This is a genomic window from Streptomyces sp. NPDC004752, from assembly GCF_053601275.1.
The window spans coordinates 37,520-52,160 of the sequence record NZ_JBSGBN010000066.1 but is presented as its reverse complement, the minus strand read 5'-3'; the positions used below and the strand labels follow the sequence as shown (position 1 = coordinate 52,160).

12 protein-coding genes and 1 pseudogene are annotated in these 14,641 nt (G+C 68.0%); 2 read left to right on the top strand and 11 right to left on the bottom strand.

Annotated elements, in window-relative coordinates:
• From ACWEKM_RS25940 to ACWEKM_RS25900, 9 genes and pseudogenes are all read right to left on the bottom strand, one after another.
• Positions 1-715: pseudogene (locus tag ACWEKM_RS25940) on the bottom strand (hypothetical protein); the annotation flags it as partial.
• Between the two features lie 193 nt (positions 716-908).
• Entirely contained in the window at positions 909-1,334 is a 426-nt protein-coding gene (locus tag ACWEKM_RS25935) for a DUF6113 family protein (protein ID WP_451623628.1), read from the bottom strand.
• Complete coding sequence (gene mshB, locus ACWEKM_RS25930; RefSeq protein ID WP_451623627.1) at positions 1,331-2,194, bottom strand: N-acetyl-1-D-myo-inositol-2-amino-2-deoxy-alpha-D-glucopyranoside deacetylase; 864 nt, start codon at positions 2,192-2,194, stop codon at positions 1,331-1,333. Before mshB ends, ACWEKM_RS25935 begins: the two co-directional genes overlap by 4 nt.
• A 205-nt stretch (positions 2,195-2,399) precedes the next feature.
• Complete coding sequence (locus tag ACWEKM_RS25925; protein ID WP_451623626.1) at positions 2,400-5,264, bottom strand: InlB B-repeat-containing protein; 2,865 nt, start codon at positions 5,262-5,264, stop codon at positions 2,400-2,402.
• Positions 5,261-7,357, bottom strand: a complete 2,097-nt coding sequence (locus ACWEKM_RS25920; RefSeq protein WP_451623625.1) for an alkaline phosphatase family protein — start codon at positions 7,355-7,357, stop codon at positions 5,261-5,263. Before ACWEKM_RS25920 ends, ACWEKM_RS25925 begins: the two co-directional genes overlap by 4 nt.
• A gap of 347 nt (positions 7,358-7,704) precedes the next feature.
• Positions 7,705-8,367 (bottom strand): hypothetical protein, encoded by a 663-nt coding sequence (locus ACWEKM_RS25915; protein ID WP_451623624.1) that lies wholly within the window; start codon positions 8,365-8,367, stop codon positions 7,705-7,707.
• Between the two features lie 155 nt (positions 8,368-8,522).
• On the bottom strand, positions 8,523-8,780 hold the full coding sequence (locus ACWEKM_RS25910) for a hypothetical protein (protein WP_451623623.1): 258 nt from the start codon (positions 8,778-8,780) through the stop codon (positions 8,523-8,525).
• Positions 8,777-9,124, bottom strand: coding sequence for a hypothetical protein (locus ACWEKM_RS25905; protein WP_451623622.1), 348 nt, complete (start codon positions 9,122-9,124; stop codon positions 8,777-8,779). Before ACWEKM_RS25905 ends, ACWEKM_RS25910 begins: the two co-directional genes overlap by 4 nt.
• 67 nt (positions 9,125-9,191) lie before the next feature.
• Positions 9,192-10,079, bottom strand: coding sequence for a helix-turn-helix domain-containing protein (locus ACWEKM_RS25900; protein ID WP_451623621.1), 888 nt, complete (start codon positions 10,077-10,079; stop codon positions 9,192-9,194).
• Positions 10,080-10,512: 433 nt separating this feature from the next.
• Here ACWEKM_RS25900 and ACWEKM_RS25895 point away from each other — a divergent pair, with 433 nt between their 5' ends.
• Together ACWEKM_RS25895 and ACWEKM_RS25890 are read left to right on the top strand one after the other, a co-directional pair.
• Positions 10,513-11,388 carry a helix-turn-helix domain-containing protein gene (locus ACWEKM_RS25895; RefSeq protein WP_451623620.1) on the top strand — a complete coding sequence of 292 codons (876 nt, stop codon included), beginning with the start codon at positions 10,513-10,515 and terminating at the stop codon, positions 11,386-11,388.
• Positions 11,385-11,597, top strand: a complete 213-nt coding sequence (locus ACWEKM_RS25890) for a DUF397 domain-containing protein (RefSeq protein WP_451623619.1) — start codon at positions 11,385-11,387, stop codon at positions 11,595-11,597. The genes ACWEKM_RS25895 and ACWEKM_RS25890 overlap by 4 nt, the downstream gene beginning before the upstream one ends.
• Before the next feature lie 7 nt (positions 11,598-11,604).
• Here ACWEKM_RS25890 and ACWEKM_RS25885 read toward each other — a convergent pair whose 3' ends face one another.
• A complete protein-coding gene (locus ACWEKM_RS25885; protein ID WP_451623618.1) occupies positions 11,605-13,206 on the bottom strand; it encodes a type I restriction-modification system subunit M in 1,602 nt (533 codons plus the stop codon).
• On the bottom strand, positions 13,203-14,639 hold the full coding sequence (locus ACWEKM_RS25880; protein ID WP_451623617.1) for a restriction endonuclease subunit S: 1,437 nt from the start codon (positions 14,637-14,639) through the stop codon (positions 13,203-13,205). Before ACWEKM_RS25880 ends, ACWEKM_RS25885 begins: the two co-directional genes overlap by 4 nt.
• Between the last annotated feature and the right edge of the window lie 2 nt (positions 14,640-14,641).

The following is a 14,641-nucleotide window of genomic DNA, read 5'->3' as shown; positions in this document are numbered from 1 at the left end:
CAGGGCCCGGCAGGGCACGGACCCTGGCCGGCCGCGGCACCCGGGCCCGAGCGGGGTCCGCCGGTCCGTCCAGCAGTTCGGTGACCCGCAGGTCCAAGGCGCCGGGCAGCCCCGCCCCGTTGGTGCCGCCGCCACCGGTCCTGGCGCCACCCGATACGCCCATCGCGCCGACGATTCCACCGGGCCGGGCGCCACCACCGGGCCGCGCGCCGGGCGCGCCCGGGGCCGACCCACCGGTGGCTGAACCGCCACTGGCCGCCCCGCCGCCGGCCGAACCGCCGGGCGCCGAGGCCCCGTTGGTGCCGCCGCTGCCCGGACCGCCCTTGGCCGGGCCGGACTTACGGGGGGCGAACCAGTCGCTCGTCTTCTCCTTCTGCGCGGCCGCGGGTTCGGCCGGGGCCTCGCCGACGCCGGTGGACGGCTGGGCCGGAGTCGGTTGCGCGTCGGCGCCAGGACCCTCGTCGGGGCCCTCGGCGTCCGCAACGGGCGTACGCACGACGACCGGCGGAATGGGCCGCGACCCGGGGATGTTGATCCGGATCCGGGTAGTCAGCGTCGTCTCGGTCTTGCGCTCCTCCGGCCGCTTGGCCGAACCGCCCGCGTCCGCGCCGCCGTCGGCTGCCACGGGGGTCCCGTACGGCGGCGTCCCCGAGGGGTATGCGGCTCCGCCGCGCCCGTCGGGCCCGGAGGACGGAGTGTCAGTTTCACGACTCAAGGCAGGTTCTCCCGGTTGGCTCCACCGCCCATGACAACCTCAGTGTGGGGGTCCCCCGGCACGAGCGGAGTCGGGGGTTTGGGGGAGGCTCGGCGGCGCGCACCACCATACTGGCCGCCTCGGGCGCGTATCCCATGACCACGGGGGAAACCGTCACCGGACCCGCACGTGCGCCGCGCGGCGAAGCGGTACGTCACTTGCCAAGTCGGCCGGTGCCGCCGTCCGGTTGCCGCCCCGGCCCAAGGGTGGCGCAGATCACAGCGACGGCCATCCCGCCGAGCAGGAAGAGATACGAGCCGATTCCGGCGCCGAACAGGAAGTCCCCCTCCGGGCGGCTGGCGGTGAGCAGCATGACAGCGACGATCCAGCCGGCGGCCGGCGCGACCGCCCCGGCGCGGGTGCCGGTGGCGCGCGCCCCGCCGAGGAACAGTCCGGCCGTGCCCGCGAGCGCGAGCAGCAGCCCGCCCGGGAACCAGCCGCTCTGCACCAGCGCCCCGGCCTGCGCGACCACGGCACCGAGCACGAACAGCCCGACGTAGGCCGCGATCCGCCCGGCGGAGGGGCGGTGCAGCGGCTGGGCGAGCATCGATCCGTGTCGTTCCCGGCCCGCCGCGCTCATGACGCCTCCGCGGGGTCGAGCCCGGCGAACAGGTCGGTCTCGCGCGTGTCCGGCCGTGGGCCGCGCACCAACTCGTAGTACTCGGTGGTGAACAGCGGCTGCGCCAGCGCGTTGGAGAGCGCGAACCAGGGCTCGGCCACCTCGATCTGGGTGGCGTGGGCGCGCATCGCGGCGGCCTTGGCCGCGGTGTGCGTGGTGCCGTCGACGGCGGTGGTGATCCGGTCGTCGTCCACCACGCCCGGCAGATCGTCGAGGGAGCCGCTCTTGGCGAAGGGGAGGCCGGGCAGCTCGTCCCGGAGCCGGGCGAAGGCGGCCTCGGCGACGGAGCGCGGGATGCGGTTCCAGTAGACCTTGGGGACGCTCCAGCCTGCGTCGGCGGCCAGTTCGACGGCGCGCATGGCGACCCGGTGGGCCTGGATGTGGTCCGGGTGCCCGTATCCGCCGTGGTCGTCGTAGGTGACCAGGACCTGGGGACGTACCTCGGTGACGATCTCGGCCAACCGGCCGGCGGCCTGGTCGAGGTCGGCCTGCCAGAAGCAGTCGGGGTCGTCGTTGTCGGGCAGGCCCATCATCCCGGAGTCGCCGTAGCGGCCTGCGCCGCCGAGCAGCCGGACGTCCGCGACGCCCAGCTCGTGCAGGGCGGCCCGCAGCTCGGTCAGCCGGTGCGCGCCGAGCGCGGCCCCGGTCAGATGCCGCAGCCGCGGCGGAATGACCTCGCCCCGCTCCCCCAGGGTGCAGGTGACCAGCGTCACCTGCGCTCCCTGGGTCGCGTATCGGGCCATGGTGGCGCCGTTGTTGATCGACTCGTCGTCCGGGTGCGCGTGCACCAGCAGCAGACGGCGGGAAGGCTGTTCCGTCATGTGCCCCACCCTACGAGGCGGCCCCCGCCGCCGGGCCACCTCCCCGCCCGACCGTCACCCTTCCTCGTCCGGTACGTGAGCGATTGTCCGTGACCAGCTTGAGCACCTCGGAGTTCTTTCCGGGGTGCTGGAGAGACTGGGCCGCGAGCTGTAGGAGGCGTAGCCGCGGGCTACGCCCCCCACTTCGAGCTTCGAGGATTGGTGCTCAGTGGGATTTGGTGGTGAGGCGGAAGCTGGTCACTACTGCGGCGTGGTCGCTGGCCCAGGAGTTGGCCGAGGGGTCGTTCGCCGACGGGCGGCCGACGAAGAGGGTGTCGGAGGAGATCAGTTCCAGGCTGCCGGAGGTGGTGTAATCGACGTAGTCGATCCGGTCCTGCGGCTCCGGCTTCCCGTTGGCGTTGGTGTCGATGACCGGCGACCAGGTGTTGCCGGGCTTGGCGCTCGGGTCCGGGTTCGCGGTCCGGTAGGAGTCCAGCAGGCCCGCCGCGCGGAACACAGCGGGAACCGGCCAGTCGACCGCACCCGCCTTGCAGTGGGACGCCGACGTGGCGGTGGTCCAGTCCTTCCCGGACGGAGACGCCAGGTCGCCGAGCAGGACGAGCGGCGTACCCGACCGGAGGTCGGTGGCCATGGCCTTGGCGACAGCCCGCGCCTGGGCGTACCGGACCGTCGACGTCTCCTTGGCGACCACGGACGCGACACCGTCGCCGTCGAAGCAGATGCCGTACGGACCGTAGTTCGACTCGTCGAGGTGGACGTCCCAGATCCGTACCGGCTTGCCGCCGACGCTGACCGTCTGCGCGGCAGCCGGAGCCGACGCGGTCGGGAAGACCGTCTTCGTATCGGGAGTCGTCGGGTACGACGACACGATGCCGAGATCACCGATTCCGTGCACGGACCAGCCCAGGGCGGCGCCGACGGACTGCGCCATCGCATGGCCGCCGTCCTGGAAGCCGATGACTCCGACACCGCGAGCGGCGATGACAGCGAGGTTCTTGCCCGTCGCGTCAGTGACCTTGCTGCCCGCGTTCCAGGCGTTCCAGGTTGCCGCCTTGAAGTCCGGCGACGTGCCCGGGGCCGCGACCGGCACCTCGACCAGGATCGTCGAGGTCGTACCGCCGCTGGTGGCCGAGACCGTGATCTCTCCGGCGTTCTTCTGCCGGCGGTCCGGCGCGGTTCCGGTGACGGTGCCATCGGCGGTCACGTCGAGCCACGCATCACCCGAGACCTTGGTGAACGAGGTCGGCGCCGCGCCGTTCCACAAGCCCGGCAGCGGCTGGCTGACGGCCCCGGAGGCGGGCACCGCCGGAACCTTGAACGTGTCGCTGACGAAGCCCTTGGGCAGGCTCGGCCAGTTGCCGGCCTGAACCGAGAGCTTGGCCCACTGGGCGTACAGAGTGACGACTGAGCCGTCCCTGTCGGTCAGGTTCTTCACCGATGCCTGGTCGCTGTACTCGACCGCTCCGGTCGGAGTCGTGCTCCAGCCGGCGAAGCGGTAGTTGTCCCGGACGAAACCGCCCGGCGCCAGCGCGGCCGCGGTGTCGTAGGTGAACGTACTGGCGTCCGTCGTACCGGCCTCGGCGCCGTTGCCGTCGAAGACGACCTTGTACGTGTTGGCCGCGAAACGCGGCACGACCACGACATCGGCCGTCGGCATGGTGAAGCTGCCCGCGGCGTCGACGGTGAGACCGGACGGCGTCGACGTCTGCCAGTCGTCGAGGTGGTAGCCCGTCTCGGCCGTTGGCGTGAGCTTGACCAAGTCACCGGGTGCGGCCGAGCGGACCGACGCCGTACCGCTTCCGTGGTCGGCGTCATCGATCGATACGAGGTACTGCCCGTGTGCGCGCCAGCGGGCGTACAGCGTGATCGACGCACCATCGGTCGGGACGCGGTCGGTGAAGTCGGCGCCATCGGCGTAGCGGACAGGCCCGGCGGGGCTGGTGGCCCAGCCTGCGAAGTCGGAGCCGCTCAGGGTGTAGCCATGGGCGCTCAGCGGCTCGGCAACGTCGTACTGGACCGGCTGGTCGGCCATGGTCCCGCCGTCGGCGCCGTTGCCGTCGAAGTGCACGGTCGCCGAGTCAGGGACGAACGTGGCCTGAACGGTCACCGCCGCGTTCGGCATGGTGAAGGTGCCGTCGGCCGCGATCGTCAGGTCGTCCGGGCTGGTCACGTGCCAACCGGCGAACTTGTAGCCGCTGTCGGGTGTCGCGGTCAGCGTGACCTTGTCGTCCGGCGTCACCGCGCTGGACGATGCCGAGGCGGTGCCGTGGCCGGAGGAGGTCACGCTCACCGTGTTGGTCGGGTGAACGACGTTGATGATGAGGGGCGATCCGATGACCGTGTACCCGTCGTTGTAGAGCAGGCAGACGGCGTACGACCCGACGGTCATGCCGGTGAAGGTCAGCGTGCCGCCGGCGACGGGGGACGAACCGGTGGGCGGGTAGTTGTGCGTACCGGTCTGGGTGTACTGCCAGTACGTCGACGCCGCGCCGCAGGTCGTCTTTCCGCGGTACCAGCCGACCCAGTTGCTCGTGCTCAGCTGGTTGGCGGGCGCCTTGTAGGAAAGGGACACCGGCGTACCCACCACGGCGGTCGTCTGTGCCGTGGCGAGCGGGGCGTTCACCACGGTCATGGTGATCTTCGAGCCGATGGCCGTGTAGCCGTCGTTGTAGAGGAAGTAGACCTCGTAGGTTCCGGCAGCCACGCCCGGGAACTGGAGGGTGCCACTGGCGATCGCCGTACCAGGCACGGTCTGGCTGTTGTTCGCTGTGTACACCCAGTACGTCGACCCGACCTGGCCCGGCTTCTGACCGGGCTTGTAGAAGCCGATCCAGTTGGTGCGGGAGACTCGGTCGGCGGGAGCGGAGTAGTTGAAGGTGATCGGGGCATCGGCGGCCACTGTCGTGGTCGGGGTGCTCAGGGCCCCGGTGGCCTCGGCAGTGGCCTCGGCAGTGGACGCCGGTGCGGCTGGTGCCGCGACCAGAAGTGCGACGAGGAGCGCGACCACCGCCGTCAGCGCGGCGGCGGCGCGGGTGCGCAGCGTGCGGAGCGTGCGGAGCGTGCGGATCATCGGGACTCGGTTTTTCCGGTCGCCCCGACACGGCCGGCGTACCGCTGGGTCCAGCCGGTGCCGGTGTCGGCGGTGATGACGAGGTCGTAGTACCCGTCCTTCGTCGGCCAGGGAACGACCTTGGACTTGCCGCCAGCGAGGTGTACGACCTGGGTACCGCCGAGGTAGTCGTGCGCGCTCAGCTCGTAGCGCACCGGCTCGGTGCCGTCGTTGTGCAGCCTGACCTTGACCTTGCCCTCCTCGCCGTGCTCGGCCATCTTCAGGTCGACGTCGACACGCGGGATGCCGAGGTCCTGCTGTCCCGCGGGCACGAGCTGTCCGGCGAACGAGCGTACGAACCCGTCGTTGCAGTAGATCGAGAACGCGTACTTGCCGTCCGTGGTCGAGCTGTCCCAGGTGTACGTGCGCGGCGCGCTCGCACTGACGGTGAACGGCGAGCTGGAGAATGCCCGGTACTTGTCCGGGAATGCCTGGAAGCTCACGGCCTTGCCGTCGGGACCACCGGCCAGCGTCATGGTGGCGGTGACCTTGCCGGTGACCCGGTCCTCGGACAGCGTGGCGTGCGGGTGGAACGAGAGCGGCCGTGGCTTCATGTGGCCGGCCGGGACCGACACCGGCTGCTCGTCGGCCGGGTTCGGGAAGGTCACCGGGTCGACCTGCGGATGCGCGAAGTCGAGCGCGCTGGTCAGGTCGCCGGCGATCGAACGCCGCCACTCGGTGATGTTGGGGCAGGTGAACGGCTTGCCGAGGTGGGCGGCCCACTTCTCCAGGAACTTGATCGGCGAGACGTGGTCGAAGACCTCCGAGGCGACGTAGCCGCCGCGAGTCCAGGGCGAGACGAGCACCATCGGCACCCGCGGACCGAAGCCGAGCGGGTAGGAGCCGGCGTACTCGCCCACCGTGCCCGCCTCCGGCCACGGCGGCAGCACATGGTCGAACTTCCCGTCGTTCTCGTCGTAGTTGAGGATGAAAAGCGTGTGGTTCCAGATCTCGGGGTTGCTCTGGAGGATGTCGATCACCCGCTTGACGTAGCGCTCGCCGTGCAGGGTGTCGGCGGCCGGGTGCTCACTCCAGCCGTACGGCGCGACGATCCAGGAGACCGCGGGCAGCGGGAACTCCGCACCCGGCTGGCACGCGTCATGGAAGTCCTTCAGGACGACGTCGAGGTTCTGCTCGGAGTCGTTGTTCGGCGAGGACATGCCGGAGTAGTACGTGCAGTTGCCGCGCCAGATCAGGCCGGTGCCGGGCTGCAGCTTCGGGTCGTCGGGGCTGAGCCCCTTCGGGTCGAACCCCTTGAAGTACTTCAGCTCGTTGTCGCCGTAGTCGCCGACCCAGGAACTGACGTAGCCCTGCCGCCCGTTGCCGCTGTTGTCCGAGTAGAGGCGCCAGTCGATACCGGCCTTCTGGAGCTGCTCGGGCACGGTGATCCACGGACGGCTGTAGTTGGACTCGTCCGTGTTGCCGGTCTCGGTGTTGGCGGTACCGCTCCACAGGTACTTGCGGTTGGGGTCGGTCGGCCCGAACTCGGAGCAGAAGGTCTGGTCGCAGATCGTGTACTGCGCGGCCATCGAGTGGTAGAAGCTCATGTAGCCGGCGGAGTGGTAGTTCATGCAGCTGGCGCCGTTGTGCTGCACCCACAGGTCCCACTTGCGGTGGTTGACGTCACCCCACGCCCCGTGGTCGTTGCCCCAGGGACCGTCGTCGACCTTCGGCGTGACGATCTTCCCGGTGCTGTCCTTCTGCTGGAAGACGTTCGTGCCGTCCTGGAAGGTGAGCGCCTGCTTGTCACCGAAGCCGCGGACGCCGGGGAACTGGCCGAAGTAGTGGTCGAAGGAACGGTTCTCTTGCATCAGGATCACGACGTGCTTGAGATCGGACATGTCGCCGTGGAAGCCCGCGGGCAGGACGTACTCGTCCGAGCCGTCGGCGACTGCCCGGCCGGCCGGCCCGGCGAGCCCGCCGAGGGCCAGGGCGCCGGCGGCGAGGCCGGCGCCTTGCAGGACGCGGCGCCGGGTGACGCTGGAAACCTGCCCGGCACTGTCGCCCGGCACAGGCTCGGGCTCAGGTGACGGGGCGGTTCGGTCGGTGGTCATCGTTGGAGTCTCCTCCGGACGGACAGAAGAAAATTTGGCGACCTCACGCAATCCATCGCACCGAAACACCACCTGAACACGGCCGAACCGCCTCATTCACGCCACATGTCACCCCGCCACGCAGCCACCAAGGCATGGCCGTACGGGAGTTATGCTCCGACGAGCACGATGCTGACGCCGGATATGTCACCGCCGCGCACATCGTCACTGCCCGGGGTTCGTACCGGACCGAGCATCCGCGTCGGCGTGGAGGGCGCGATCTCCCAGGCAGTGCGCGCAGCCGCATCCGCCGGACCCGCTACACCGGCCTGCCCAAGCCCCACCTCGGTCACCTCCCCGCCCGACCGTCACCCTTCCTCGTCCAGTACGTGAGCGATGGCCAGCGCAATCCGCTCGATCCAGTCGATGGCGTCGTTCACGGACGACTCGTCGATGGGGCGGCGCTGCTTCAGGTCCCCGTCGATCAGGTCGGCGTCGTGCGCGATCTTGTTACGCCGCTGAGTGATCTCCAGATAGCGGCTGCGAAGTGTCTTCTCGTTCAGGGACGTACGCCCGTGAAAGAACGTCTTGTTGATCCATCCGGCGGACAGATACCAGACCTTCCTGTCCGTGACCAGCTTGAGCACTTCGGAGATCTTTCCGGGGTGCTGGAGGGACTGGGCCGCGAGCTTGTCCCGCAGATGCTCGACCACGGCGTCGGAAAGGGTGACGTCGCCCTTCCGCACCGCCTCGACGGTGTGCAGTGGCAACTCGTAGACACGGAGCTGGTAGGGCATGTCGGGACTGTCCTTGGCCGCCAGTTCGGCGACCCGGCGCAGCACCTCCTCGTGCAGCCAGTGGTCGATGGCGGCGACCGCCTGCACCCAGGCCGCCCGGTAGAAGTCGTCGATGTCGATCGTCGGGGACTTGAAGGGGGTCAGCATCCGGCCCGCTTCGACCATGCGCCGGGCGTACGACAGGTTCGTCATGAACGCCTCGAACTGATGCGTCTGCGGTCTGGGAACGGCCATGGGTAACTCCCGTACGACTCTCCGTCACGATCTTCGGGATCACGATCCCCGAGCCGTACCGGGGTCGGTCAAGCCGAGCCGTACCCGCTCCGGTCAAAGTGGCCTGTTCTGCCCCCTCCGCTTCCGGATCGCGCCGCTCTGGTCGCCATGGACCGTCAGAAGCCCAGATAAGTGATCTGGACGACGTAGACACGCTCGCTCCGTACGACGACCTGATATCTGAACCAGCCGCCGGAGACGATGATTTCGCTGCCCTTCGGGTCGATCCCCTCATAGGCCCGGCCGTGGATGTGAAGGGCTTCAGCCGCCCTGACCAGTTCGTCAGCCCGGCGTGAAACAGCGGCCAAGAAGGCCGCCGGAGCGGTGCGGGCGGCCTCTTCGGCCCCGAAGGCGTACTCCCATTTCCAGCTCACTCCCGCACTGCCTTCAGCGCCTCTTCGAGGACCGCACTCAGCTCGCGAAGGGCCTCCTGCGCGATGGCCGGATCGTCGTGCTCCAGGTTCCTCTCCGCCTGGGCGTAGCGGGCCGACAGGTCCGGTCGACGGGCGATCTCGATCTCTTTGGCCCAGATCAGGACCCAGCTCTGCACCGGGCTGAGCGACTGCCACTCGACGGCCTTGGCGAATGCCTCGTCCTTCATGGCCTGCATCTCGTCAAGGCGCCCCGGAGCGACGACGGCGAGGGCCGCACGAAGGGCATCCGGAGTCAGCTCGGGACGGGGGATCAACTCGTTTCCGTGGTCGGCCTGAGTGCCCATGGTGTCCTCCAGAGGGTGCCCTGGCCAGATTATCCGGCCCGGGTCGAAGGAACCGGGCAGAGCGGTCTCACGCGGCGGTGGCAACGGAAGTACGGCAGTCATGACAGCGTCCTGGTTTCGGAGAGCGGAAGGCACGGTCGCAGCCGTCGCAGTTCTGGAGCGAAGCCCTGACGGCAGGCGGTGGAGCCGAGGCCCGGAACGGCGGCGGGGGTGGCAGCTGGACGGCGAGTCGATGGGCCAGCAGGGCCGCCGGCCGACGCAGCTGCCCCTCGGGCGGCAGGTCCGCGGTGAGGGCGTGCCGTACGGCGGCGGGGCTGACGTCACGCTCCAGCCAGGCGGCCACGCCGGGAGCGAGATGGGCCGTGTCGCAGGCGGAGAGGAGCAGGCGGGGATCGTCGAGGCGGAGGTCGGCGAGAAGGTCGGCGGCCGCCTGGAGGAGCTTGGCATGGGGCTGCGAGGGCCGCGGTACGGCGGGCAGGGGCCTGCGGGGTGCCTTCGGTTTCGGTGCCGCCGCCGGTTGCCGTAGCGGCGGGCAGGCAGGGGATCGGGGCTCCCGGCGTTCCGCCGTCGGCTGGTTGCAGGACACGGTCCGGGTGACGATACGGCCGCCGGGCACGCGTTCGCGTTCACGGCGCAAGTAGCCATGGGCCTCCAGCTCGCGCAACGCTGCGGCGATCCGGGTCGCGCCCTCCTGGAAACGGGCGGTGAGGGACTTGATGTCGACGCGCGCGCCCTTGGGCAACGACTGGATGTGACAGCCCAGTCCGATCGCGAGGAGGGACAGCTCCGGGTGTTGGGTGAGGTGGTTGCCGATCACCGCGAAGCGCTCGGTGTGGCGGGTGTTGTCGTGGATGAGGCCCCCGCCGGATGGGGAACCGGTGTGCCGCTTCGGGTGGTTGTTCCCGGCAACACGGGCCTGGGCGCGCGAGGGCGCGCTAGGGTTCTGCGTATCCATCGGGAAGGTCCGTTCTTCCTCGGTGGTCAGGCCCTCGCACTGGGATTGCCGTCCCGGCGGGGGCCGTCGCATGTCTGCGGTTGTGTTGGGCCGAGCGTAGGGCAGCCAAGGGGCCACGAATCCAGTCGAGTTCGCGATGTTCACTCGCGTGAGTGAGATTGAGCGGCGGGCGGGAGGGGTGGGGCTTGGAAGGGTCCTTTTCCGCCGTGTTGGTCCTTGGGAAAGAGAGCACCCCTCCCACCGAAGCATGGGCGCCCGGGTTCCGGTGGCAGGCGGACTGAAGCCGTCCTCAGCGAATCTCGTCACGCAGAGTGGCGGGAACGCTTACCGTGAAGTGTGACAAGACAGTTGCGTACGGTGACTGTCCGGCCGTCAAGAGCGGTCGTACGCGTAGGGCGTCGTCGCGGACGGTTGTACTACGGAGGGGCGCGGGATGAGCACGGAAGTGGTGACGGGGCAGCTCAAGAGCGAGGAGGACGAGCCGGGTTGGGAGGTGGATCCGGACGACGACTGGGCACTGGCGGTCGTCGCAACCGTGGGACGGCAGTTGAAACTGCGCAGGGAGGCCGCGGGGATGCGGGCCGCCGAGTTCGGTGTGGCGGTCGGGTACGGCGAGGACCTGGTGTACAAGGTCGAAGGCGGAAAGCGGATTCCGCGGCCGGAGTATCTGGACAAGGCCGACGACGTGTTGGGGGCGGATGGGCTGATCGCCGCCATGAAGGAGGACGTGGCGAAGGTCCAGTACCCGAAGCAGGTTCGGGACCTGGCGAAGATGGAAGCCACGGCCGTAGAGCTGCTCTCGTACGGCAATCACAACCTGCATGGCCTGCTCCAGACAGAGGAGTACGCGTGGGCGTTGCTGAGGACTCGACGGCCAGTACCTCCGGAAGACCAACTGGAGCACGCAGTGGCGGCACGCATGGCCCGGAAGGCGATCTATGAGCGCTCACCGGCCCCTGAACTCAGCTTTGTCCTGGAAGAGACGACGCTGAGGCGCCCGGTCGGAGGCAAGATGGTGTGGCGCCAGCAGCTCGAATACCTGCTCCAGGTGGCTGAGTTGCGGAACGTCGAACTGCAGGTGATGCCGATGGACCGCTGGGACCACCCTGGAACGGCAGGGCGAGTGCAGGTGCTGAAGTTCGGCGACGGCACGGCGGTTGGGCGCATGGACGACGAGTTCAACGGGCGTCCCGTCTCCGATCCCAGGCAACTCCGGATCCTCGAACTGCGTTATGGCATCATCCGGGCGGAGGCTCTGACTGCACGAGAGTCACGGGCCTTCATCGAGCAACTGGTAGGAGAAACATGATCCGCAAGGCGACTGCTGGGGACGCGTCCGAGCTGGCGTGGTTCAAGAGCAGCTACAGCGACAGCAGCAACCCGAACGACTGCGTCGAAATAGCCACCACCCCCACCACCATCCACGTCCGCGACTCCAAGCACGCGGATGTCAGCCCCCGCCTCGCGCTTTCGCCCAAGGCATGGGCCGACTTCGTACCGTACGTGTCCCAGGACTGACGGTCGGCTACTCGGCCTCGGCCTCCGGTACGTCCACCTCGCCGCCGAGAGAACGGGCGATGGCCGTGAACTCTTTCAGGGCGGCCTGAAGGTCGCGGACGATCTCCTCGGCGATCACCTCGGGCGGCAGGCCGCTGTCGGCGTCGTCGAGGGCGGGGTCCTTCATCCAGGTGATGTCGAGGTTGACCTTGTCGCGGGCGATCAGGTCCTCGTAACTGAACTTCTTGAAGGGCCCGTTGTCGTCCTCGGACTCGACGCGGGAGGAGCGGGGCTCGTCGGGCCGGTAGGCCGTCACGAAGTCGTCGAGGTGGGCTCGGGTCAGCGGGCGCTGCTTCAGCGTGAAGTGCTGGCCGGTGCGGAAGTCGTAGACCCACGTTTCGGTGGTGTGGGCCTTGCCGTCGGCGCGTGGGGACTTCTTGTCGAAGAAGAGGACGTTGGCCTTGACGCCACCGGCGTAGAAGATGCCGGTGGGCAGGCGCAGGATGGTGTGCAGGTCGAACTCGTCCAGCAGCTTGCGGCGGACCTTCTCACCGGCGCCGCCCTCGAAGAGCACGTTGTCGGGCAGGACGACTGCGGCACGACCGCCAACCGCCGTGAGCGACATGATGTGTTGCAGGAAGTTCAGCTGCTTGTTGGTGGTCGTGGCGGTGAAGTCGTCACGGTCGTACTGGATGTCCTCCTTCTCGACCTCCCCGTCCTGGCCGATAACGGTAATCGCGGACTTACGGCCGAAGGGCGGGTTGGCGAGGACGAGGGTGGCGTGCTTGCCGCTGGGCTTGTCGGCGAGGGCGTCGCCGACGTGGATGAGGCTGGGCCCGTCGCTCTTGCCCATGCCGTGAAGGAGCATGTTCATCGCGGCCAAACGGGCAGTGCCGGTGACGAGTTCGTTGCCCCAGATCTTGCGGCCTTCGTCGTATGCCTTCCGCTCCTCCAGCGACATCTTCTTCATGTGGTGGTCGCGGATGTAGGAGTGGGCCGCGATGAGGAAACCGCCGGTACCGCAGGCGGGGTCGGTGATGGTGTCGTCCGGGCCGGGCTGGACGACATCCACCATCGCATCGATCAGAGCGCGGGGCGTGAAGTACTGACCGGCGCCGGTCTTGGTGTCGGAGGCGCCCTTGTTGAGCAGACCCTCGTAGGCGTCGCCCTTGAGGTCGGTGCCGGTCATCGTCCACTCTTGGCGGCCGATCAGCTCGATGACCAGCTTCTCCAGGAGGGCCGGCTTGGTGATGCGGTTCTGGGCGTCGGCGAAGATCGTGCCGATGGTGGTGTCGGGGTGCTGGCCAAGGTGTTCGAGAACGTCCCGGTAGTGCTTCTCCAGCCCCGGGCCGCGCTTGCCGACGAGCGACTTCCAGTTGTAGTCGGCGGGCACGATGGCACTGAGGTCCTGCCCGTCCCACGGATCGTTCTCGATCTCGTCAACCATCTTGAGGAAGAGCAGGTAGGAGAGCTGCTCCACGTACTCGATGGTGGACATGCCGTTGTCGCGCAGGACGTTGCAGTAGTTCCAGAGCTTGGCGACGAGCGTGTTCGTCTGCGCGACGGCCTTCGCTGACTTCTCGGCCGACTCGTTCGCGGGCTGCTGTTGGTCGGCTACGGGGGCGGTCACAGGTCGAACTCCTGCTGTACGGCGTGGGCGGGGGCGGGGGTTGGCTGGGGGGCCGGATCGGCAGGCGCGGCGGGTCGGGGAACGGCGACTTTCTTGGCCGGGACCTTGCGGGTACGCTTCGCTCCCGTTTGCGCGGCTCGCTCGGCTGCGATGCGCGTCAAGGCAACCTGAGCGCACTCCTCGATCGGGTTCTGCGGAACCAGGCGGCCGGTGAAGGCACGGCCCAGGAGGGCAGCCCTCAAGCCGTTCGCACGCTTCAAGCCGTTGCTGATCTCTGATCGCATCGCAGACACGCCACTCAACAGTTCGTCGCAGCGCTGGACGAGTTCCTTCTGGACCTCAAGAGGAGGAATCGGAAACTCAATGGTTTTAAGACGCTTCGCGGAAAGGTGGGCAATGTTTGTGGTAATTCGAACCTCTTGCATGAACCGCTTCGCATGCAAGTGCCTCCGGAACACAAGCAAAGCCCACTCGGGCAGCACTTCATTGCCAGCCTTGAAACGAAGCAGGCTGTTCGTGAAAGCGACGTCTGGAGGAAATCCTCGGTAAAGCGCGGGGCGCCCTACGAGATACGGGCTCTGCCCTTCATTGAGCAGCACATCTCCCGGCTCCAGGCGATACTTTTCCCACACTCCGGAGAAGTCCATCTCCATGACGTCCGTGATGTCGAAGCGATCCTCAAAGACATTGGCAACCCTGAGATACCGGCGCATTTCCGGACCGTGATGCCAGTCGGGGTGACGCGCACGCCCGAGTTCGAGGGTGCCCGCCTGCTCAACGGTGGCCAGTCGCCAAGAGTCCGGAAGTTCCTCTGGAACGGATGAGATCAAAATCCTCTTCCGGAGTCCGTCAAGCCGCATCTGCGTCTGCTGCAGTGTCGCAACTCCGGCATCCAAACACGACAATTGCTCTTCGAGGACCTCAACAATCCGGCCCTGCTCCGCGAGCGGCGGCAGCGCGAACTCCACACGGTTGAGCTTCGAGGTGCTCAGCGTATAAAGGCCACTGGTCGACTGGGCAACCCTCAGCAACTGAGACGAGACAGCCGGAGAATTCCACAGCAGCTCAAGAAACCGAGGGTCGACAGCCGAAGTGGGTCGCACCTTAATCAAGTGGTTCTGATGCACCGCGTCATCGATGGCGCCTCGCCACATCGCGGCACGGCCAATCTGATCCGGGCTGCCATTCCCTTCGACCACAAGCAGGTCACCAGCCCTGAGTCGAAACTTCTCCAGTTCCCCCTCGAACAGCTCGACCTCATGAACCTCGGTCAGATCCAGGGCACCACGCCCCACGTTGGCAACACGCAGAAATGGGAACTTATTCTTCACAGGACGACGCTTGGCCTGCTTCTGAATCCCCCCGGTCACGTAGCAGACCTGATCCAAACGGACCCAAGCCCATCCAACCGGCAGCGCCCTCTCCTCATCCACGC

What these genes read in the sequence shown, in the direction of transcription:
- ACWEKM_RS25935 (WP_451623628.1), bottom strand. Translation starts at nt 1,334, where the DNA reads ATGAGCGCGGCGGGCCGGGAACGACACGGATCGATGCTCGCCCAGCCG.
- mshB (WP_451623627.1), bottom strand. Translation starts at nt 2,194, where the DNA reads ATGACGGAACAGCCTTCCCGCCGTCTGCTGCTGGTGCACGCGCACCCG.
- ACWEKM_RS25925 (WP_451623626.1), bottom strand. Translation starts at nt 5,264, where the DNA reads ATGATCCGCACGCTCCGCACGCTCCGCACGCTGCGCACCCGCGCCGCC.
- ACWEKM_RS25920 (WP_451623625.1), bottom strand. Translation starts at nt 7,357, where the DNA reads ATGACCACCGACCGAACCGCCCCGTCACCTGAGCCCGAGCCTGTGCCG.
- ACWEKM_RS25915 (WP_451623624.1), bottom strand. Translation starts at nt 8,367, where the DNA reads ATGGCCGTTCCCAGACCGCAGACGCATCAGTTCGAGGCGTTCATGACG.
- ACWEKM_RS25905 (WP_451623622.1), bottom strand. Translation starts at nt 9,124, where the DNA reads ATGGGCACTCAGGCCGACCACGGAAACGAGTTGATCCCCCGTCCCGAG.
- ACWEKM_RS25900 (WP_451623621.1), bottom strand. Translation starts at nt 10,079, where the DNA reads ATGGATACGCAGAACCCTAGCGCGCCCTCGCGCGCCCAGGCCCGTGTT.
- ACWEKM_RS25895 (WP_451623620.1), top strand. Translation starts at nt 10,513, where the DNA reads ATGAGCACGGAAGTGGTGACGGGGCAGCTCAAGAGCGAGGAGGACGAG.
- ACWEKM_RS25890 (WP_451623619.1), top strand. Translation starts at nt 11,385, where the DNA reads ATGATCCGCAAGGCGACTGCTGGGGACGCGTCCGAGCTGGCGTGGTTC.